General features: G+C 64.6%; 19 protein-coding genes and 1 pseudogene. 16 read left to right on the top strand and 4 right to left on the bottom strand.

The annotated features are described in order from the left end of the window. Window positions 1–26: 26 nt before the first annotated feature. The 3 genes from P9272_RS15730 (at window position 27) to P9272_RS15720 (ending at window position 3,531) form a co-directional block, all read left to right on the top strand. Window positions 27–1,313 carry a glutamate-5-semialdehyde dehydrogenase gene (locus P9272_RS15730; protein WP_278161214.1) on the top strand — a complete coding sequence of 429 codons (1,287 nt, stop codon included), beginning with the start codon at window positions 27–29 and terminating at the stop codon, window positions 1,311–1,313. Window positions 1,314–1,562: 249 nt separating this feature from the next. Continuing rightward, window positions 1,563–2,150, top strand: coding sequence for a nicotinate-nucleotide adenylyltransferase (locus P9272_RS15725; protein ID WP_128259625.1), 588 nt, complete (start codon window positions 1,563–1,565; stop codon window positions 2,148–2,150). Between the two features lie 94 nt (window positions 2,151–2,244). Beyond that, window positions 2,245–3,531: an MFS transporter gene (locus P9272_RS15720; protein WP_128259512.1), complete on the top strand. Its 1,287-nt coding sequence runs from the start codon at window positions 2,245–2,247 to the stop codon at window positions 3,529–3,531. A 5-nt stretch (window positions 3,532–3,536) separates the two neighbouring features. Here P9272_RS15720 and P9272_RS15715 read toward each other — a convergent pair whose 3' ends face one another. Then, a complete protein-coding gene (locus P9272_RS15715) occupies window positions 3,537–4,388 on the bottom strand; it encodes a mechanosensitive ion channel domain-containing protein (RefSeq protein ID WP_128259511.1) in 852 nt (283 codons plus the stop codon). A 242-nt stretch (window positions 4,389–4,630) separates the two neighbouring features. On the opposite strand from P9272_RS15715, the gene rsfS reads away from it, so the two are divergent. The 12 genes and pseudogenes from rsfS to P9272_RS15655 all read left to right on the top strand — a co-directional run bounded on the left by rsfS (window position 4,631) and on the right by P9272_RS15655 (window position 14,753). Next, on the top strand, window positions 4,631–5,008 hold the full coding sequence (gene rsfS, locus P9272_RS15710) for a ribosome silencing factor (RefSeq protein ID WP_128259510.1): 378 nt from the start codon (window positions 4,631–4,633) through the stop codon (window positions 5,006–5,008). Window positions 5,009–5,069: 61 nt separating this feature from the next. Then, window positions 5,070–5,552: a 23S rRNA (pseudouridine(1915)-N(3))-methyltransferase RlmH gene (gene rlmH / locus P9272_RS15705; RefSeq protein WP_278161213.1), complete on the top strand. Its 483-nt coding sequence runs from the start codon at window positions 5,070–5,072 to the stop codon at window positions 5,550–5,552. Window positions 5,553–5,682: 130 nt separating this feature from the next. After that, window positions 5,683–5,943, top strand: coding sequence for a transcriptional regulator (locus P9272_RS15700; RefSeq protein ID WP_128259508.1), 261 nt, complete (start codon window positions 5,683–5,685; stop codon window positions 5,941–5,943). 2 nt (window positions 5,944–5,945) lie between these two features. Then, entirely contained in the window at window positions 5,946–6,302 is a 357-nt protein-coding gene (locus P9272_RS15695; protein ID WP_278161212.1) for a type II toxin-antitoxin system RelE/ParE family toxin, read from the top strand. A 103-nt stretch (window positions 6,303–6,405) separates the two neighbouring features. Beyond that, complete coding sequence (locus P9272_RS15690; protein WP_278161211.1) at window positions 6,406–7,740, top strand: murein hydrolase activator EnvC; 1,335 nt, start codon at window positions 6,406–6,408, stop codon at window positions 7,738–7,740. 1 nt (window position 7,741) lies between these two features. Further along, window positions 7,742–9,073, top strand: coding sequence for a S41 family peptidase (locus P9272_RS15685; protein ID WP_278161210.1), 1,332 nt, complete (start codon window positions 7,742–7,744; stop codon window positions 9,071–9,073). Window positions 9,074–9,264: 191 nt separating this feature from the next. Continuing rightward, entirely contained in the window at window positions 9,265–10,455 is a 1,191-nt protein-coding gene (locus P9272_RS15680; protein ID WP_278161209.1) for a divergent polysaccharide deacetylase family protein, read from the top strand. Window positions 10,456–10,503: 48 nt separating this feature from the next. Next, the gene (locus P9272_RS15675; protein WP_128259504.1) at window positions 10,504–11,019 is read left to right on the top strand and encodes an RNA pyrophosphohydrolase; all 516 of its coding nucleotides are present in this window, start codon (window positions 10,504–10,506) and stop codon (window positions 11,017–11,019) included. 130 nt (window positions 11,020–11,149) lie between these two features. Next, window positions 11,150–12,246, top strand: a pseudogene (gene alr / locus P9272_RS15670) (alanine racemase). A gap of 273 nt (window positions 12,247–12,519) precedes the next feature. Then, on the top strand, window positions 12,520–12,933 hold the full coding sequence (gene rnk, locus P9272_RS15665) for a nucleoside diphosphate kinase regulator (protein ID WP_278161208.1): 414 nt from the start codon (window positions 12,520–12,522) through the stop codon (window positions 12,931–12,933). Further along, complete coding sequence (locus P9272_RS15660) at window positions 12,930–13,466, top strand: nucleoside-diphosphate kinase (RefSeq protein ID WP_278161207.1); 537 nt, start codon at window positions 12,930–12,932, stop codon at window positions 13,464–13,466. The genes rnk and P9272_RS15660 overlap by 4 nt, the downstream gene beginning before the upstream one ends. 24 nt (window positions 13,467–13,490) lie before the next feature. Then, window positions 13,491–14,753 (top strand): D-amino acid dehydrogenase, encoded by a 1,263-nt coding sequence (locus tag P9272_RS15655; protein WP_128259502.1) that lies wholly within the window; start codon window positions 13,491–13,493, stop codon window positions 14,751–14,753. A gap of 41 nt (window positions 14,754–14,794) precedes the next feature. Here P9272_RS15655 and P9272_RS15650 read toward each other — a convergent pair whose 3' ends face one another. Both P9272_RS15650 and P9272_RS15645 read right to left on the bottom strand, forming a co-directional pair. Then, a complete protein-coding gene (locus P9272_RS15650) occupies window positions 14,795–16,957 on the bottom strand; it encodes a phosphatidylserine/phosphatidylglycerophosphate/cardiolipin synthase family protein (protein ID WP_278161206.1) in 2,163 nt (720 codons plus the stop codon). After that, window positions 16,954–17,394: a hypothetical protein gene (locus tag P9272_RS15645; protein WP_278161205.1), complete on the bottom strand. Its 441-nt coding sequence runs from the start codon at window positions 17,392–17,394 to the stop codon at window positions 16,954–16,956. The genes P9272_RS15650 and P9272_RS15645 overlap by 4 nt, the downstream gene beginning before the upstream one ends. Window positions 17,395–17,769: 375 nt before the next feature. Between P9272_RS15645 and P9272_RS15640 the strand changes: the two genes are divergently transcribed. Beyond that, the gene (locus P9272_RS15640) at window positions 17,770–18,207 is read left to right on the top strand and encodes a hypothetical protein (RefSeq protein ID WP_278161204.1); all 438 of its coding nucleotides are present in this window, start codon (window positions 17,770–17,772) and stop codon (window positions 18,205–18,207) included. Here P9272_RS15640 and P9272_RS15635 read toward each other — a convergent pair. Then, window positions 18,204–19,085, bottom strand: coding sequence for a LysR family transcriptional regulator (locus tag P9272_RS15635; protein ID WP_128259498.1), 882 nt, complete (start codon window positions 19,083–19,085; stop codon window positions 18,204–18,206). The genes P9272_RS15640 and P9272_RS15635 overlap by 4 nt on opposite strands. Window positions 19,086–19,211: the final 126 nt, after the last annotated feature.

Here is a 19,211-nt window from a genome sequence, read left to right as displayed (position 1 = left end):
ACCGACGACGGGGCGGAGGATGAACCATGCTGAAGCTGCATGAAAAATCCGGCGATGACACCGTGGCGCTGATGGCCGATATCGGCCGCCGCGCCCGTGCTGCCGCCCGACCGTTGGCCGTTGCTTCCACCGAGGCCAAGAATGATGCGCTTATCGCGATGGCGGAGGCCATCCTGCGCAACGAGCAGTCGATCCTCGAGGCCAACGCCATCGACATGTCGAATGGTGAGGATGCCGGGCTCTCCGGGTCGTTCATGGACCGGCTGAAACTGACGCCTGCGCGCATCGAGGCGATGGCTGACGGCATTCGCGAGATCGCCGCGCTCAAGGATCCGGTCGGCGATGTCATCGCCGAATGGGACCGGCCGAACGGGCTGCATATCGAGCGCGTGCGCACGCCGCTCGGCGTTATCGGCGTTATCTATGAGAGCCGGCCGAATGTGACGGCGGATGCCGGCGCGCTTTGCCTCAAGGCCGGCAATCCGGTGATCCTGCGCGGCGGTTCGGATTCGCTCAATTCGTCGGCCGCGATCCATGCCTGCATGGTCGAAGGCCTGACGGCCGCCGGCCTGCCGCAGGATGCCATCCAACTGGTGCCGACCACCGACCGCACCGCCGTCGGCGAGATGCTCAAGGGCTTGAGCGGCAATCTTGACGTCATCATCCCGCGCGGCGGCAAAAGCCTGGTCGGTCGTGTGCAGACCGAGGCGCGGGTGCCGGTCTTCGCGCATCTCGAAGGCATCTGCCATCTCTATATCGACCGTTCGGCCGATCTCGACATGGCGGTCAAGATCGCGGTCAACGCCAAGATGCGGCGCACGGGCGTGTGCGGCGCCGCCGAGACGCTGCTGGTTGACCGGGCTGTGGCCGCCACGCATCTGGTGCCGATCCTGGAAGCGCTGCGCGACGCCGGTTGCGAGATCCATGCCGACGCCGAGGTGATGGAAGCTTTCGTCGACGCCAGCCCGGCGACCGACGCCGACTGGGTGACAGAGTATCTCGATGCCATCATCGCGGTGAAGCTGGTCGACGGCGTCGCCGGCGCGATCGAGCATATCGAGACCTTCTCCTCGCACCACACCGAAGCGATCGTCGCCGAGGACGCAAAGGTTGTGGAACGGTTCTTCAACGAAATCGACTCGGCGATCCTGTTGCACAACGCCTCGACGCAGTTCGCCGATGGTGGCGAGTTCGGCATGGGCGCCGAGATCGGTATCGCCACCGGCAAGATGCATGCGCGCGGGCCGGTCGGCGTCGAGCAACTCACCTCGTTCAAATACCGCGTGCGCGGATCGGGACAGGTGAGGCCTTGATGTCGCTTGCCTTAAGAGGCTGACGCTTGCGCCCAGGCCCCCCTCTCTGGCCTGCCGGCCATCTCCCCCTCAGGGGGGGAGATCAGCAGTTGCGCCGACGGCGGCCAATCTTGACCTTCAACGATTGGCGAAAGCCAAGGCGACATCCAATCTCCCCCCTTGAGGGGGAGATGCCCGGCAGGGCAGAGAGGGGGGCCTAGCACCATGCTTTCGTCGCTTCAGCCCGCCGTTCCCTCGCGCTACATCCGTATGCCGCACGCCGCCAGGGGCCTGACCGTCGGGCTGTTCGGCGGCTCGTTCAATCCGCCGCACGCGGGTCATGCGCTGGTCGCCGAGATCGCGCTGCGGCGTCTGGCGCTCGACCAGCTGTGGTGGATGGTGACTCCCGGCAACCCGCTGAAAAGTGCGCGGGAACTCGCGCCGCTCGCCGACCGCATCGAGCTGTCCGAAAAGATCGCCAGGAATCCGAAGATCAAGGTCACCGCCTTCGAGGCAGCGCAGCATGTGCGCTACACCGCCGACACGCTGGCCCTGGTCAAGGCGCGCAATCCGGGCGTCGACTTCGTCTGGATCATGGGCGCTGACAGCTTGCGCGATTTTCATCACTGGCAGCGCTGGCGCGAGATCGTGCTGACCTTCCCGATCGCTGTCATCGATCGTCCGGGCGCGACGCTCTCCTTCCTGTCGTCGGTGGTTGCCAAGACCTTCGATTACGCCCGCGTCGACGAGGGCGACGCACTGTTGCTTGCCCGCATGACCGCGCCGGCCTGGACCTTCATCCACGGTCCGCGCTCTTCGCTGTCGTCCACGGCGATCCGCAAGGCTGCGAAGAGCTGAGCGCGCCCTCCTTCTTTCTCAACAGGGAAGAGAAGTCCGGCTATGTCGCTTTTACGGCGGCTTTTTGCCTGTCCGTAGGCGAAGCTGTTCGGGCATGCTGGAAAAGAGCCAAGCCACAACCGATCAGATACAGACCGCGCAGCCGGCGCCGTTGGTCGCCATTGCCAGCGTCATCGTGTCGATGGCGCTGATCGCGATCGGCAATGGACTGATGTTCGCCTATATCCCGGTGCGGCTCGGCGCCGATGGCTTCGACCCGACCTGGGCCGGGCTGATCGTCACCGGGCTTTCGGCGGGCGGGCTGGCCGGCTGCATCCTGACCGGGCCGCTGGTGAGGCGCGTCGGGCACGCCCGCGCCTTCATGGTGCTTTCGGCCCTGATTGCGCTTTCCAACGCCGCGATCGGCGCCGGGCCGATCCCGCTTTTGTGGATCGCCGCGCGGGCGCTTTACGGCTTCGCCATTTGCGGGCTGTTCATCGTCGCGCAGAGCTGGCTGAACGATGCCTTGCCCAATTCGATCCGCGGCCGGGTGATGGCGGTGTTCTATGTCGCCTATATCGGCGGGCTGGGCGTGGGTTACGCGACGCTCGCGGCCGTCGACATCCATACGGCCGCCGCGTCGCTGATCGGCATCACCTTCACGGCGCTCTCCATCCTGCCGGTCGGCATGACCAGGCTTGCCCAGCCGCCGGCGCCGCAGGCCGCGTCGGTGGCGCTTCGGCGCGCCTGGCGCATCTCGCCGGTCGGTGTCGCCGGCATGCTTGCGGTCGGTGGCCTGTCGATGATCGTTTCCGGTTTCGCGCCGATCCATGCCACCGCCAAGGGCTACAGCCAGGCGGATGTGGCGTTGCTGTTGTCGGCGATGCCGGTCGGCACGCTGATCCTGCAGATCCCGCTCGGCTGGATTTCAGACCGCACCGACCGGCGCTACGTGCTTGCTGGGGCTGCGGCGCTCGCGACCGTCGCCAGCGTGCTTGCCATCGTGTTCGACGGCGGTGCGCTGATCGCGCTGGTGGTGATCTACCTGATCTGGGACGGAGCGTCGGAATCGATCTACGCGCTCTCCAGCGCGCATGCCGCCGACCGCGCCGCCAAGGACGAGCTTCTGGCGCTGTCGAGCTCGATGCTGTTTGCCTGGTCGCTGGCCGGCTTCATCGTGCCCGGTATGGTAACCGCGCTTTCCGCCGTATTCGGCACCGCGACCTTCATCTATGTCGGCATCGTCATCGCTTCGGCCTTCTGCGCGTTCGTGCTGTGGCGCGTGACGGCGGGGCGGCCGACACCCGCGGCCACAAGCGGCAGTTTCGCGCCGATGTCGGCGCAGACGCCCTTGCCGGTGGAGCTCGCCTTCACGCCGGACGAGAAGCCCCGCCAGAATTGAACCGGCTACTGTTTGCGTACCTCCTGCGCCGGCACTTCCGGCGGCGGCAGCGGGATCGAGATGCCTTCGCTGTCGAATGCCTGCTTGGCGCGCTTGGTCATGTCGATCTGGGTCGAGAAATAGTCGGCGGCCGATGTCCAGTAGCGCAAGGTGAGCGAAACGGTCGCGTCGCCGAGACTCGCGATGAAGGCGATCGGAGGCGGTTCGCGCCGGATGCGCTTTTCGGCGCCCGCGATGGCGAGCAGCGTCTTCTGGCCGCGGTCGATGTCGTTCCACGAGCCGATGCTCAAGGTCACGTCAGTCCGGCGCACGCCGTTGCGGGTGAAGTTGCGCACCGGCTGGTTCCACAAGGTCGAGTTAGGGGCCAGTATGTAGACGCCTTCAGCTGTGCGCAGCTTGGTGGCGAAGAGGCCGATCTCCTCGATCGTGCCGGCGATCGAGCCGACCTCGACATTTTCGCCGATGCGGAAGGGCCTCAGCGCCAGAAGCATGATGCCGGCGGCGATGTTCTGCAGCGTGCCTTGCAATGCCAGTCCGATGGCCAGGCCGGCAGCGCCGATCGCGGCGATGATGGAGGCCGTCTGCACGCCGAACTGGCCAAGCACCATGATGACGACGAGGATCAGGATGGCGTAACGCACGACCTGTGAGAAGAAATGCCGCAAGGTCTCGTCGAAGCCGTGGATATGGCCGAGACCGGCATAGATCGAGCGTTCGGCAAGCCCGGCGACCAGATAGCCGACAACCAGCAGGATCACGGCGCCGATGGCCGAGAAGGAATAGGAAACGATCAAGGTGCTGAGCTGCGCGAGCCCGGCCTGGATGGTGATGAGGGCGCTTTGCGGGTCGGTGGGCATGGCGGGGATCCCGTTGGTCGGTGCGCCGATAACCCACGCATCCAGGATCAGTTCCCGCTTTTCAGACGCTCCTAAAACGGCGATCCGGCCCCCCGCGGCCCAGGCAAAAGGGGCCGTCGTCTTGAAACTGCAATGGAACTCTGCCTATCTAAGTGGCGTCACCTGATTTGCATGGTGATTTGGTTGTTCTTGTTGGGAAAGGAAACACACTGAGAACAGCACTGCGGAAGAAGGCTGATATCATGCCTTCGCCGGCCGGGATCAGCGGCAACGCCGCCGCGAGCCTCGCCATCGACACAGTCCTTGCCAGTCTGGAAGACTCCAAGGCCGAAAACATCGTCTCAATCGACATCCAGGGAAAATCGAGCCTCGGCGACTATATGGTCATCGCCTCGGGCCGATCGCACCGTCATGTCTCGGCTGTCGCCGATCATCTCCTCAAGGCGCTGAAAGATGCCGGTTTCGGCAATGCGCGCGTCGAGGGGCTGGCCAGCGCCGACTGGGTCCTGATCGATTCGGGCGACATCATCGTCCATGTCTTCCGTCCCGAAGTCCGCGAATTCTACAATCTCGAAAAGATGTGGCAGGCGCCGGACCTCGAGGAAGAGACCTTGCACTGAGCCTTGATCCGCATGCCGTGAACCATCACGGTAGGCGCTAGAAAAGCTCGCCGGGGCGAGGATGAAGATCATCGTTCATGCCGTGGGCCGGATGAAGACCGGCCCCGAGAGAGAACTCGCCGACCGCTATTTCGAGCGCTTCGCCAAGAGCGGGCCCGCGGTTGGGCTGGAATTTGCCGGAATTGTCGAGATCCCCGAAAGCCGCGGACAGAGCGCCGACGAGCGCCGCCGCGAGGAAGCCCAGAAGCTGCAGGCCCAGTTGCAGGCCGGCAGCGTCCTCATCCTGCTCGACGAACGCGGCAAGTCGGTTTCGTCGGAAGACCTCGCCGGGCGCATCGGCCAGTTGCGCGACGGCGGCCGCAAGGCGCTGGTTGTCGCCATCGGCGGCGCCGACGGCCATGACAAATCATTACGCGAGCAGGCCGACCTGGTGCTGTCGTTCGGAGCGCTGACCTGGCCACACCAACTTGTGCGCGTTATGCTGGGCGAGCAGCTCTACCGGATTGCCACGATCCTGTCGGGCCATCCGTATCATCGCTCTTGATGAGGCTGCCCACAGCCTGGAACTTGGATAGGCCCTCGGACTGCCACAGCAGAGGAATTCCATCAACTGTAGCAGATATTGACAATATTTGCGACGGTTCCATAATTGAGACGAGCGGGATCCTTGGCTCATGGCAGCAGATAGCAGCATTCATGTCCGTGTCGGCGGTAAACTCCAGGCGCACCTGCAGCAGCAGATCGGCGAGAACGGCCTTTACGAGAATGCCAGTGAGTATATCCGCGCCTTGATCCGTCGCGATTTGCAGACCCGCGACGAAGCGTGGGACTGGCTGAAGAGGCAGCTTGAGCCAGGTCTGAGGGCTGAAGAGAGCGAATTCCGGTCCGTATCGGCCGAGGATGTTATTCGGCGCAATCAACGCCGAAGCCTATAGGCATGGCAGGGTATCTGTTCTATCCGCCAGCGGACAGAGCGCAGGATCGAATCTGGAGCGATACCGTCGAGAAATGGGGCGAGGCGCAGGCCATCCGCTATGTCACGGGCCTGCATCAGCACCTGCAGTTCCTTTCAGAAACACCGCCGCTCTTGCGAAAGCTCCCCGGTAATCTGGCGATTGCCGCGGATTTGAAAGTGGACGTCTATTTCAGCCACTATGGCCGCCTTTACGTGTTCTTCCGCAGGCTTTCCGGCGACCGGATTGGCGTCGTAAGCATCCTGCATGATCGAATGGATGTGCCGGTACGGCTGGCCGAGGATCTGCTGATCATAGAAGCGCGATCGGAAGACACGTAGCTATCCGGATTTCCGCCTCAATAACTCGACATTACGATTTCAGCGGGCGCTTCCAACATGGTTGATGGTTCGTTAACGAAGCGGCGGATAGGTTAGAGGCCTGATGTCTGAAGGCTGGTACCCGTTCACGCGCACCTGGCGCTGCCGCTGCGGCTTGACTCTTGTCGCCGCCGTGGTCGCGCTCGGGCCGGTCCGGGCGGCCGAGAACACGCTCGACACGGCGCCGGATCCCGATCAGAGCCGGGCCGAATACGAACAGGTTTCCAAGGAGATCACGCTCTCGTCGGAGCGGTTGGCCAAGCTCGCCGCCGATATCGCCTCGGTGCGCAAGGATTATGCCTCGATCACCGCGGCGCTCATTCAGTCGGCGATGACCGAGCAGAAGCTCGGCCAGGACATCGAGGACATCGGCGCCAAGCTCGAAGGGCTGAAGGACGAGGAACAGAAGCTGCGCGCTTCGCTTGCGGCGCGGCGCGACGTGTTGGCCGAGGTGCTCGGCGCGCTGCAGCGCATGGGGCTCAATCCGCCGCCGGCGATACTGGTCAAGCCGGAAGATGCGCTGTCGTCGGTGCGCAGCGCCATCCTGCTCGGCGCGGTGGTGCCGGAGCTGCGCCAGCAGACGGACCGGCTGATGGCCGATCTCAAGGAGCAGACAAGGGTGACGGCCTCGATCGAGGCGGAACGGGCGCGGCTCACCACCGCCGTAACCGACCAGACGGCGGAGAAGAAGCGGCTTACCATGCTGCTCGAAGCCAAGAAGAAGCTGCAAGCCGACACCCAAACGGCGATCGTGGCCGAACAACGGCACTCGCAGGAACTGGCCGCGAAGGCGAGCAGCCTCAAGGACCTGATCGCCTCGCTCGAAGCCGACAAGGCGCGTAAGGCGCAGGATCAGGCCAAGGCGGGCGAACGAAAATCGACCGACAGCGACACGACGGCCTCAACGACCGACCTTGCCGCGCTACCGGTGCCGGAGGCCAACCGCCTCACGGGATCGGTGCCCTTTTCGGCACTGCAAGGACAGATAGCTCTGCCGGTCATCGGCAAGATCAAGCGGCGTTTCGGCACCGACGACGGCAATGGCGCGGCGATGCAGGGCGACATGGTTGCGACACAATCGGGGGCCATCGTCACGGCGCCGGCGGATGGAAACGTGCTTTATGCGGGGCCGTTTCGCTCCTATGGTCAACTCTTGATCCTCAATGCGGGCGATGGGTATCATGTCGTCCTGGCGGGGATGAGCAGAATCAGCGTCGCGACGGGACAGTCGGTGCTCGCGGGAGAGCCGATCGGCGCGATGGGAGAGGCCCGGGTGGCAAGCACCTCGGCCTCGCGGAATGAAAATGCGACGTCGGAACTCTATGTCGAGTTCCGCAAGGATGGAAAACCCGTCGACCCGGCCCCATGGTGGGCGGATCGATTCTCTGGAAGGACGTGAAATGATGCGGAAACTGTCGCTTCTGTTTGCCGGCGCGCTGATGGGCGCATCGGCAATGAGCCTGGTCTATGGCGCACCGGGTTCGGCGGCGAACGCTGCGGGTTCGGAAACCTACAAGCAGCTGGCGATCTTCGGCGACATCTTCGAGCGCGTGCGCGCGAATTATGTGACACCGCCGGACGACAAGTCGCTGGTCGAGAACGCCATCAACGGCATGCTTGCGTCGCTTGACCCGCACTCCTCCTATATGAATGCCGAGCAGGCACAGGACATGCGCGTCCAGACCAAGGGCGAGTTCGGCGGCCTCGGCATCGAGGTCACGATGGAGAACGACCTCGTCAAGGTCATCACGCCGATCGACGATACGCCGGCCGCCAAGGCGGGCGTGCTTGCCGGCGACTACATCGCCAAGATCGACGGCGAGGAGGTTCGCGGCCTGACCCTCAACGACGCGGTCGAGAAGATGCGCGGCCCGGTCAACACGCCGATCAAGCTCACCATCCTGCGCCAGGGCGCCGACAAGCCGATCGAGCTGACGGTTGTGCGCGACATCATCAAGGTCAAGGCGGTGAAGTACCGGGTCGAGAACGACATCGGCTACATGAAGATCACCTCCTTCACCGAGAAGACCTATGACGATCTCGAGAACGCCATCGAGAACATCAAGAAGCAGGTGCCGAACGACAAGCTGAAGGGCTATGTGCTTGATTTGCGCCTCAATCCGGGCGGCCTGCTCGACCAGGCGGTGAGCGTGTCGGACGCTTTCCTCAAGCGCGGCGAAATCGTTTCGACCCGCGGTCGCGATCCGAAGGATGTCACCCGCTTCGACGCCAAGCCGAAGCAGGTCGACGACATCAACGGCAAGCCGATGATCGTGCTGGTCAATGGCGGTTCGGCGAGCGCCTCGGAAATCGTCGCCGGCGCGCTGCAGGATCTGCGCCGCGTCACGGTGGTCGGCACGCAGTCCTTCGGCAAGGGCTCGGTCCAGACCATCATCCCGCTCGGCGAGAATGGCGCGCTCAGGCTGACGACGGCGCTGTATTACACGCCGTCGGGCAAGTCGATCCAGGGCAAGGGCATCACGCCAGACATCAAGGTCGACCAGCCGCTGCCGCCTGACCTGCAAGGCCGCGACCTGACCCGTGGCGAATCCGATCTCAAGGGCCACATCAAGGGCGCCGACGAGAGCAAGACCGGCTCGGGCTCTGCCGCCTATGTGCCGCCGGATCCGAAGGACGACCTGCAGTTGATCTTTGCCGAGCAGCTGCTGCGCGGCGAGAAGACCGACCCGGCCTTCCCGCCGAACCCGGACAAGGCCGTGCTGAACCAGTAAAGCAGTCCGGCTCTGGCCGGCTGAGCGAAGCAATGCAATGCTGCCGGGACCGCGAGGTTCCGGCAGTTTGATTCGGGGCCGCGGTTGAGCGGCAGGCGTTTGGGGTATGGCGCCAGCGATTGTGAAGTTTACGCGCGATGTCACGAGAATGTGACATTCATCTAAGTGGCGTGCTTCCGGGGGAACTTAACTTGGCAGACATCGGCAAGGACATCGAACGCCCGCTCGGACAGACGCTTCGGCCCCAGCGCAAAAGCTCGCGCGGCATCAGTGGCGGTGCGCTTGCAGCGGCGGTGGCGGTGCTTGGCGTGATCGGCGTTTCCGGCACGATTGCATTGCGCGAAAAGCCGTTCCGTAAACCGCAAGAAGTGGCGGTTTCGACGCCGAAGGTCGTCGCTGCTCCCCCCGCACCCACGCCGCCTCCCACGCCGGCTCCGGTTGCCGCGGCGACGCCACAGGCCAGCACTCCGATGAAGAGCGGCGGGCCGCAGATCATTCACGTCCAGTCCGAGGAGGGCGACAACCCGCCGAAGGCAGCGATCGTCATTCGCGATCCCTCGACGCTCGGCCAAGACCTCAAGGTCGCGCATATCCCTGACAGGGCGCTGATCGAGGCGGGCGACACCGGCCCGCTGCCGATGCGCTCCGCCGACGGCAGACGGCCCTTCGACGTCTATGCGCGACCGTGGTCGGGCGCGCGCGGCGCGCGGGTGGCGATCGTCATCGGCGGGCTCGCCGTCTCGCAAACCGGCACGCAGGCGGCGATCGCCAAGCTGCCGGCCGAAGTGACGCTGGCCTTCGCGCCGCAGGGCAACAGCATCGGCCGCTGGATGCAGGCGGCAAGGCAAAGCGGGCATGAGATCGTCATGCAGGTGCCGCTCGAGCCGTTCGATTATCCAAACGTCAATCCCGGCCGCAACACGCTGACGGTCTCGGCCAGCCCGGACGAGAACCTGAAGAGCCTGCACTGGGCGCTGTCCAGGACCACGAACTATACCGGAGTCATGAACTATATGGGCGCGCGCTTCTCGGCCGACGCCTCGGCGATGGAGCCTTTCATGGCCGAACTCAGCAAGCGCGGCCTTGCCTATATCGACGACGGCTCATCCTCGCGCAGCGTCGCGCCTGACCTGGCGCTGAAGGACGGCGTGCCGTTCGTCGCCGGCGACATGGCGATCGACGCCGTGCAGGATCGCGGCGAGATCCTGAAGAAACTGGACAGCCTCGAAGCGACGGCGCGGGCCAAGGGCAGCGCGGTCGGCATCGGCTCCGCCTTCGACATCACCGTCGACACGGTGACGTCCTGGATTGCCGAAGCGAAGAAGCGCGGCATCGAGATCGTGCCGATCTCGGCGGTGGCGATCGATCCGCAAAAAGGCTAACGCTACCCGCCTCGCTGCACTCAATCCAGACCGCCGGAACCCTGACCCATGGCCAAGACGATCGATCCCGAAACGCTGCCTTACCGTCCCTGCGTCGGGCTAATGATCCTCAACAGAGCAGGCCTGGTCTGGGTCGGCCATCGCATCCCCGAGCCGGACAGCGAGTTCGCCGGCACCACGCAGCTTTGGCAGATGCCGCAGGGCGGCATCGACAAGGGTGAAGAGCCGGTCGAAGCCGCGGGCCGCGAGCTCTATGAGGAAACCGGCATGCGCAGCGTGTCGCTGCTTGCCGAGGCTCCGAGCTGGATCAATTACGACCTGCCGCCCCATCTGGTCGGCGTCGCCTTCAAGGGCCGCTATCGCGGCCAGACGCAGAAATGGTTCGCCTATCGCTTCGAGGGCGACGAAAGCGAGATCGAAATCAATCCGCCGCCCGGCGGCCATACCGCCGAATTCGATGAATGGGCCTGGCGGCCGATGCGGGAGCTGCCCGAGCTGATCGTGCCGTTCAAGCGAAAGGTCTATGAGCAGGTGGTGGCGGCCTTTCAGCACTTGGCTTCCTGACCAGCCGTCGTCGATCGCGGTTGTCGCGGCGGCCGCATGGCCGTATTGATTGCCGATGCATTGAACGGGGGTCGCCATGAACGACGACACCGGACGCGGGTTTCCGGCACATGATGCAAGCAAGGGTTCGATGGTGAGCGAGGCTGCGGCCGGCGCGATTCTGACCATCGATCTTGGCGCCATCCGGGAAAACTATCGCCGGCTGAAGGCGCGGCTGAATGGCGCTCGCTGCGCCGGCGTGCTCAAGGCCGGCGGGTACGGGCTTGGCGCCGCCCAAGTGGCCTCGGCGCTGGCGAAAGAGGGCTGCGACATCTTCTTCGTCGCGCTGCTCGGCGAGGGCGTCGCCCTGCGCAACGCGATCGGGCGGGAGCCTGACATCTTCGTGCTGAACGGACTGCCTCCGGGTTCGGAACCGGAAGCCCTGGCGGCCGGACTTTGCCCGGTCATCAACAGCGTTTTGCAGCTGAAGGCCTGGCGCCAAGCCGCGGGGGCGCAGGCCGGAGCCTGCCGGCTGCCATCCAGGTCGACAGCGGCATGGCTCGGCTCGGCATGGCGCCGGCGGACGTCGAGGCGGTCGCGGCAGAGGCCGGCGCCTTCGACGGCATCGACATCCGCTTCGTGATGAGCCATCTCGCCCGCGCCGACGAGCCGCTTCAGGCGGCGAACGAGAAGCAGCGGCTAGAATTCGACCGATTGCGCAAGATGTTGCCCGCCGCGCGCGCCTCGTTGGCCAACTCGTCCGGCATCTTTCTCGGGCCGGCCTATCGGTACGATCTCGCCCGTCCGGGAGCAGCGCTTTACGGCGTCAATCCGACGCCCCACGCACCCAACCCAATGCTGCCGGTGGTAAGGCTGCAGGCTAAGGTGGCGCAGACGCGGCGGGTCGGCGCCGGCACAGGGATCGGCTATGGCCATACCCGCCAAGCGGATGGGCCGCTCGATCTCGCGACCATTTCGCTCGGCTATGGCGACGGCTGGCACCGGCGCGCCGCTTCGGCCGCCTGGTTCGAGGGCGCGCGTTTGCCCTTCGTCGGGCGCGTGTCGATGGATTCGATCATCCTCGACATTTCCGCGCTTCCAGCAGGCCGGCTCAGCGAAGGGGACCTCGTCGAGCTCATCGGTCCATCGCAAAGTGTCGACGACGCGGCCGGCCACGCTGGCACCATCGGCTACGAGATACTGACCAGCCTGGGTGCGCGCTTTCACCGCCGCTACATCGGCAGTTGAGGCAGGCGCCTTGCTTGACAAGGCGGTGCTTCTCGGCAAGGTTCGGGGCATGAGCAACCTCGCTTGTTCCAGAATCTGCTTCAGGGTTTGCCCCATCGCGGGAGCGTAGCCCCGGCGTGGCCGCCAATGCCGGCGGTCGCGTGAACCGGGGCGTTTGAATTCCAGACATTTTCATCGAGCCTGCAGCCTTTGCCGGGCTTTGTTTGCCGCCCTCAACGTGGCGGCTTGCGCGCATTCGGGCAACCGATGCGCCGGAATAATATGAGGTATGCCATGCATCCAGCAACGCAAGCGCGTTTCCGAAACGCCATTCTTGTCAGCGCGGCGGATCACGACCGGCTGAGCAGCCTCGCCAGGGCATTTCTCGACCGCGTACCCGACATGGCCGAGGACCTGCTTGCCGAGATGGATCGCGCCAGGGTCGCAAACGAGGCGGCAATGCCCGCCGACGTGGTGCGGATGGGCTCGACGGTGACGCTTCAGGATCCAGAGGGAGGCATTCAGACGGTGACGCTGGTCTATCCGGCAGAGGCCGACATCGCCGAAAGACGAATATCGGTGCTGACGCCGCTTGGAACCGCGCTGATCGGGGCGCGGTCCGGACGCACGGTTTCCTGGCGCAGCCGCGACAACCGGGTCCTTTCGGCAACGATCGACGTCGTCGAACAAACGCGGAGGGCGCCATGACCAGGACCGTCTACCGCCTCACCGCCAAGGACTTCGCGGTAATTGAGGCGATGCTGATGCGCCGCCGCGCGTTTGCCGATCCGATAGCGCCGATGCTCGAACGCAAGCTCACCGAAAGCCGCGTCATTGCGACGGGGGCCGTCGAGCCCGACCTCGCCACACTCAATAGCCGGGTGATTTTCCGCGTCGGCGGCGGTTCGCCGCAAACGCGCACGCTGGTGCAGGCCGATGCATCCGCTCCCGTCGGCTCCGGCCTACCGGTCGTCACGTGGCACGGCCTCTGCCTGCTTGGCATGACCGCGGGCCAATCGGCGCTGGCCGCGCGGCTCGACGGTCCCGCCGAGGAGGTTCTTCTCGAGGATGTGGCCTATCAGCCGGAAGCCGCGCGGCGGGAAGCACAGGAGCGCGCCGCTGAACGACCTCGCCATGTCCTCAAGCTGGTCCACAGCGCGACCGCCGCTGACTGGCCCCTTGGCGGGCGCGGCAAAATCCGGCAGACAGAAGGGGACGATCCGGGCCCTTCGGCGGCATGATGATCGGCCTTTGAGGGAGATAGAATGAAAGTCATCGTGCTGGGCGGCGGCGTGATAGGGGTCACCACCGCCTACTTCCTTACAGAGGCCGGTCATGAAGTGACCGTCTACGATCGCCAGCCAGGGCCGGCGCTCGAAACGAGCTTCGCCAATGCTGGCGAAGTGTCGCCGGGTTATGCCTCGCCCTGGGCCGGGCCAGGCATCCCGGTCAAGGCCATCAAATGGCTGTTGATGAAATACGGCCCGCTGGTGGTGCGGCCGGCTTTCGACCCGAACATGTGGTCCTGGCTCCTCAAGATGCTGCGCAACTGCACGGCCGAGCGCTATGCGCTCAACAAGTCGCGCATGGTGCCGTTGGCCGAATACAGCCGCGACACGCTGAAGGCGCTACGCGAGGCGACCGGAATCACTTACGACGAGCGGTCCAAAGGCACGCTGCAGCTCTTCCGCAAGCAGAAGCAGCTCGACGGCACCGGCGGCGACGTCGAGGTGCTGAAGAAATACGGTGTGCCTTACGAGATCCTCGACCGCGACGGCTGTATCGCGGCCGAACCGGCGCTCGGCGCTGTGCGCGAGAAATTCGTCGGCGGCCTTAGGCTTCCCGGCGACGAGACCGGTGACTGCAAGATGTTCACCGACAAGCTCGCGGAACTCTGCGTGGCGCGCGGCGTGACCTTCGAATACGGCTCGACCGTCCGGAAAATCGTCAGGAACCGCAACCGCCTTACCAATGTCCTTACGGATACCGGTTGGAAATCCGCGGACGCCTTCGTGATGGCGATGGGCAGCTATTCGGCGCAATTCATGCGCTTGCTCGGGCGGCCGATTCCTGTCTATCCGGTGAAGGGCTATTCGATCACCGTGCCGATCAGCAATGCCGAGGCCGCGCCGGTCTCGACCGTGATGGACGAGACCTACAAGGTGGCGATCACTCGGCTCGGCGACCGCATCCGCGTCGGCGGCACGGCGGAGATTTCGGGCTATGATCTTCGCCTGCATGAATCCCGTCGCCGCACACTCGAACATTCAGTCGGCGATCTCTTCCCCGGTGGCGGCGATCTCAAGGCGGCGAGCTTCTGGTGCGGCTTGCGGCCGATGACGCCGGACGGGCCGCCCTTGGTCGGATTGAGCGAGGTTGCCAATCTCTATCTCAACACCGGCCACGGCACGCTCGGCTGGACCATGGCGTGCGGCTCGGCCAAGGTGCTGGCTGACATCATGTCCAACCGGGTGCCGGAGATCAACGCGCGCGACCTCAGCCCCGAGCGGTATCTGAAGCCTATTTAAGCGCTCCGCTCGGTATGGAATCGAGACGGCGCTTCAATCCCTCAGAACGCCTCCCGGACCCATTTGGCGCTGAACAGCAGGCGGTAGGCCCAGCCGATCGTGACGTTGGAAGCGACTGGGCGCGAATGGGCAAGGTAGTCGTCATAGACCGGCTTCATACGGCGATAGAAAGCCGGATCGAGCACGACCATGCCGTTCTCCGAGTCATGGAAGAAGCTGCGGTTGTTGAGGTTGACCGATGAGATGGCGACCAGCCTTTCGTCGATCATCATGATCTTGGAATGCAGCACGACGTCGGGCGCCTTGAACTCGCGGATGTTGATGCGGTCGCCATATTTCTCGACGAACAGCTTGTTGAGCGCGGTGAGGAACCGGCCCCCGATATCGCCCTTAAGGTCGATGCGACCGACGACGTCGATCTTCACGCCCCTGGCCAGCGCCCGGTCGAAGGCCCGGGCGATATCGGGCGTCAAGTTCAGATAGGGATTGACGATCTCGATGCGATGCTCGGCGGTGTCGATCAGCTCGACGAAATAGGCCTCCAGCGCATGCCCGTCCTCATAGGGCACGGAAATGAAATGCCGCGCCACCCCGCGCGGGGCAGCTATGGAGCGAACCGGAACGGAGAACGGCCGCGACAGATTGGTGTCGGCGTCGCGCAGCCAGATCGTCGAGAGATGCGCGGCCAGCGTCTCGACGGTCGCCTGGTCGGCGATCTCGATGTCGAAGTCGCTCCAATTGGAATAGTAGTTCAGCGAGAAGCCGTCGGTCTTGCCGTATTGCTCGAGGTCCGGATAGCGGATCAGGTCGAGCGGTCGGTGGAACAGAAAGCCGTCATGGATGTTGCGTCCGCCGACGATGACGCGCGAGCGCCCAGGCTCTTCGGCCAGCGTCGTCAGCATCTTGATGTGATGGGTCTTGTGCAACTGTGAGATCTGCTCGTCGAACGGCGCGCCGTGATCGGCCTGCCAGCGATATTCCTGCAATTCGACATTGGGGAATTCCGATGCCAGCCGGTGCAGCATCGCATCGTCCTTCTCCCGCTCCAGCACGTCGGTGACCAGGACGCGCACCTTGGTGCCAAGCGCAGCGTGATGGCGGATTAGCCGCTCCATGACGCGCCCGGAGAAATCCGCCTTGAACTCCAGCGACGACAGGTAGATCAGCCTGAGTTTCGGAGCGGTGGAGAAATCGAGCGGCATCTCGGGGTCGGCTTTGTCGAGGGCGCTGTCGGGCAGCCTCTTGCCGAGCAGGGCCTCTACCTTGGCGTTGAATCCGTCGCGCGACTTGCGCAGCAGGATCGGCAATCCCAGCGGCAGCGCGCAGGACTGCGACAGCCAGCGGCTCGCATAAAAGACGCGGTCGAGTTCCTCCATCCCCGCCGGGTCGGGCACCGGGCAGCGATCGTAGCGGCTGTCCAGAGCCGTGGTCCAGGGATCGGCGGTTTCCTCGCGCAGCAAGGTCAAGGGCGCGCCGGCCGGCGCCAGGGTGGAGCCGACGCGCAGATCGCAGCGGGTCAGCGCCTGGTCAGGAAACAGGCTGACGGATGTTTCGGCGACCGGAAGGCTCAAATGGAATGGCGAGGCCCCCGCGACGGTGGTGGATCGGCCCGATGCGCGGATCGCGAGCGGGCCGTTGCAGGTGCCGCCGATGTCGACTGGCTGTTGGCCTGCCTGGCGCAGCACAATCTCGACCGAGCGCGCCTGCAAGCCGGAGAAGCTGAAGATCTTGGGCGCCAAGGGCCGCGCAGCGGCATCGAGATAGAGGGTCTGCCGCGACATGCGCCAGCGCCCGACGAAATGGCCTTGGCCCGGCTTGCCTTGCGTCGGCGCGAGCTCGGTGCCGTCGAGCGGTCTGGCCAGCCGTTGCAGTGCCGGATAGGTCGCATGGAAGCCGCTGTTCTGGACATCGCGCCAGTCGCGGCCGAAGCGGCCGGTGCCGTTGGCGCGGTCGAGCGCATCGAGGCGGCTTTGAGCGAGCAGCGCCTGGAATTCTCTTTCGTAGGCGCTGTTGCCGTCGCTGGCGAAGTAATGGGCCGTGGCGATGCCGTCGCCGCTGCTATCCGCCGAGACGGGCAGGCGGTCGCAGGCGTCGTCGCCCGGAAAGAAGGCGCAAGCCGAAGGTCCGGGCATGCCGCCGCAGCCGGCCAGCACCGTCAGCGCCAGTCCAAGCAATGCCTTGGCGACGGCAGGCCTGACGTTCATCCGGCTGCCCCTTTCATGGCTTTGAGCTGGGCGGGGTCGCGTGGCGGCAGAAAGCCCTTCGGAAAAATCCTGCAGACGGGAACAGCGAAAGTGGCGATCAGCAATTCCGCTTCGTTGCGCATCTTGCGCGGCGCCGTCCTGTCGTCGCGAATCTTTCTGGCGGAAGCGACGAGCGCGCCGTCGCAGTCGCAGTGATTGTGCCTTGCAATGTAGCACGCATCATGGACCCGGCAGGCGGCATCGAGGCGGTCGACAGGCCTTGCCGACAGGTCGCCGGTGCGTGTGCCCGGGCCGCAATAATTGCCGATGATGAAGGGCGAGGGCCGCGACATGGCGTAGCGTACCGGCTTCGGCAGTTGTGCTTCCGGAACCTTCGCCCAGGGATTGGCGCAGTCCGACAGGAAAAGCAGCGGAAGAATGGCAAGAACGGCTCGCATTTCTCCCACCGGCGTTTCGAAGACTGTCCCTAGAGCGTTTCATCGTTTCACGGAAACGGCGAACCGCTCTATCTCTTTGTTCCGACGCAATTCCCAGAATTGCTCAGGCGTCCGGTCATGGCATGGCCAGGCGCGCTGATGCCACAGTGGCTGAATTTGTGGCGGAGGCAAGGCGGCACGACCAACTGCCTGTGATAAGATCGGCGGCAGCGAGGGACTTTGGAATGCATCTTTTTCCATTGGCGGCGACCGCATATCTGGCCTGTGCCGCGGCTGCGCTTGCCGCGGACAAGACTGTTCACGACAAGACCGTTCACGATAAGGAACACGGCTTTTCGCTGACATATCCCGAGGAATGGGCGAGCGAAACCGCCTTTGACAATACCATTCCGGCTCAAGATCAAATCCGGCGAAAAAGGCCTGACCTGCAGGGTATCGCAAAATGCCTACGACCCGACCGCCCCGGACAATCCGCCTGATGTCAGGGCGTTCATGGAGAAAGACTGGCAGATTAGCAACTGGCAGACCACGGTAGGCGTGGCTTATCGATCGGCCAGCTTCAGCCAGGACAGGCTGGCGCATTTCCCGGACGGCTACCCGGTGCGGATCGCCGACATGGACTTCCACTATGCCGATAAGAACGTCAGCTTCTACGGCCATTCCCGCATCGCGCTGACGCTGCGCAGCTCGCATTACGGCTTCATCGATTGCGGGGTCACGGGCGACAGCGCCGACGAGGCGGCGCGCACATGGGCGCCGCTTGCGGATCAGGCCGACAAGATCGTGAACTCGTTCGTGCTCGACGCGGATTAGACGAAAAGACCGCGTTCCCGCTCCACCGCCTTGGTGATGAAGTTGGCGACCAGCTGGACGCGGCGCAGCGGCCGCACCGATTCGTGATAGACCAGCCAGTAGGCGCGCCGGATGGGCGCGACGATGTCGACCGGCACCAGCTCCGGCATCGAACGGGCGACGAAAGTGTGCAGGATGCCGATCCCGGCTCCGGAGCGCACCGCTTCGGCCTGGCCGAGCGCCGAGGAGATCGCGAAGCTGGTGCGCCATTCGGGGCTGAACTCGGCGGCATAGTCGAGCGAGGGGCTGACGATGAGGTCCGGCACATAGCCAATCAGGGTGTGCCGGGAGAGTTCCGCCGGCGTTCTGGGCAGGCCGTTGGCCTCCGCATAGGCGCGGGACGCGAAGAGGCCGAGCGTATAGTCGACCAGCTTGCCCGCCACCAGCCGGCCTTCAGTCGGCCGTTCGACGGTGATCGCGATATCGGCTTCGCGCCTGGACAGCGAGAAGGAGCGCGGCACCGGCACCAGCTGGATGGTGAGCTCGCGGTGAAGCGCGGTGATCTCTCCCAGGCGCTTTGCCAGGAAGGCGACGCCAAATCCGTCGGGCGCGCCGATGCGAACGGTTCCCGAAACATCGTCGCCCTCGCCGGCAATGGTCGCGCGCGCGGCGATCATATCGCCTTCCATGCGCTCGGCGATGTCTAGGAAGCGCTCGCCGGCCGGCGTCAACTCGCTGCCGGTGGTCAGACGGCGGAAGAGTTTTGTGCGCAGCGCCTCCTCGAGCGCGGCGATGCGGCGAGAGACGGTCGCGTGGTTGAGCTCCAGGCGCTTGGCCGCGCCGAGGATCTGGCCGGCACGCGCCACGGCGAGGAAGATGCGGACGTCATCCCAGTTCATAGGAAATCCCCCGGCGACAGGCGCACCTGCCATTTGCGACAATTAATGCACGCTCCGCTGTTGCTGTCTATTTTCCGCACAACGGTTGCGTTTTGGCTCGCGTTGCCATCGCCGCCACAAAGGCGG

The organism is Mesorhizobium sp. WSM4976 (genome assembly GCF_029625685.1).
Lineage (GTDB): Bacteria > Pseudomonadota > Alphaproteobacteria > Rhizobiales > Rhizobiaceae > Mesorhizobium.
This window is presented reverse-complemented; position numbering and strand designations above follow the sequence as displayed.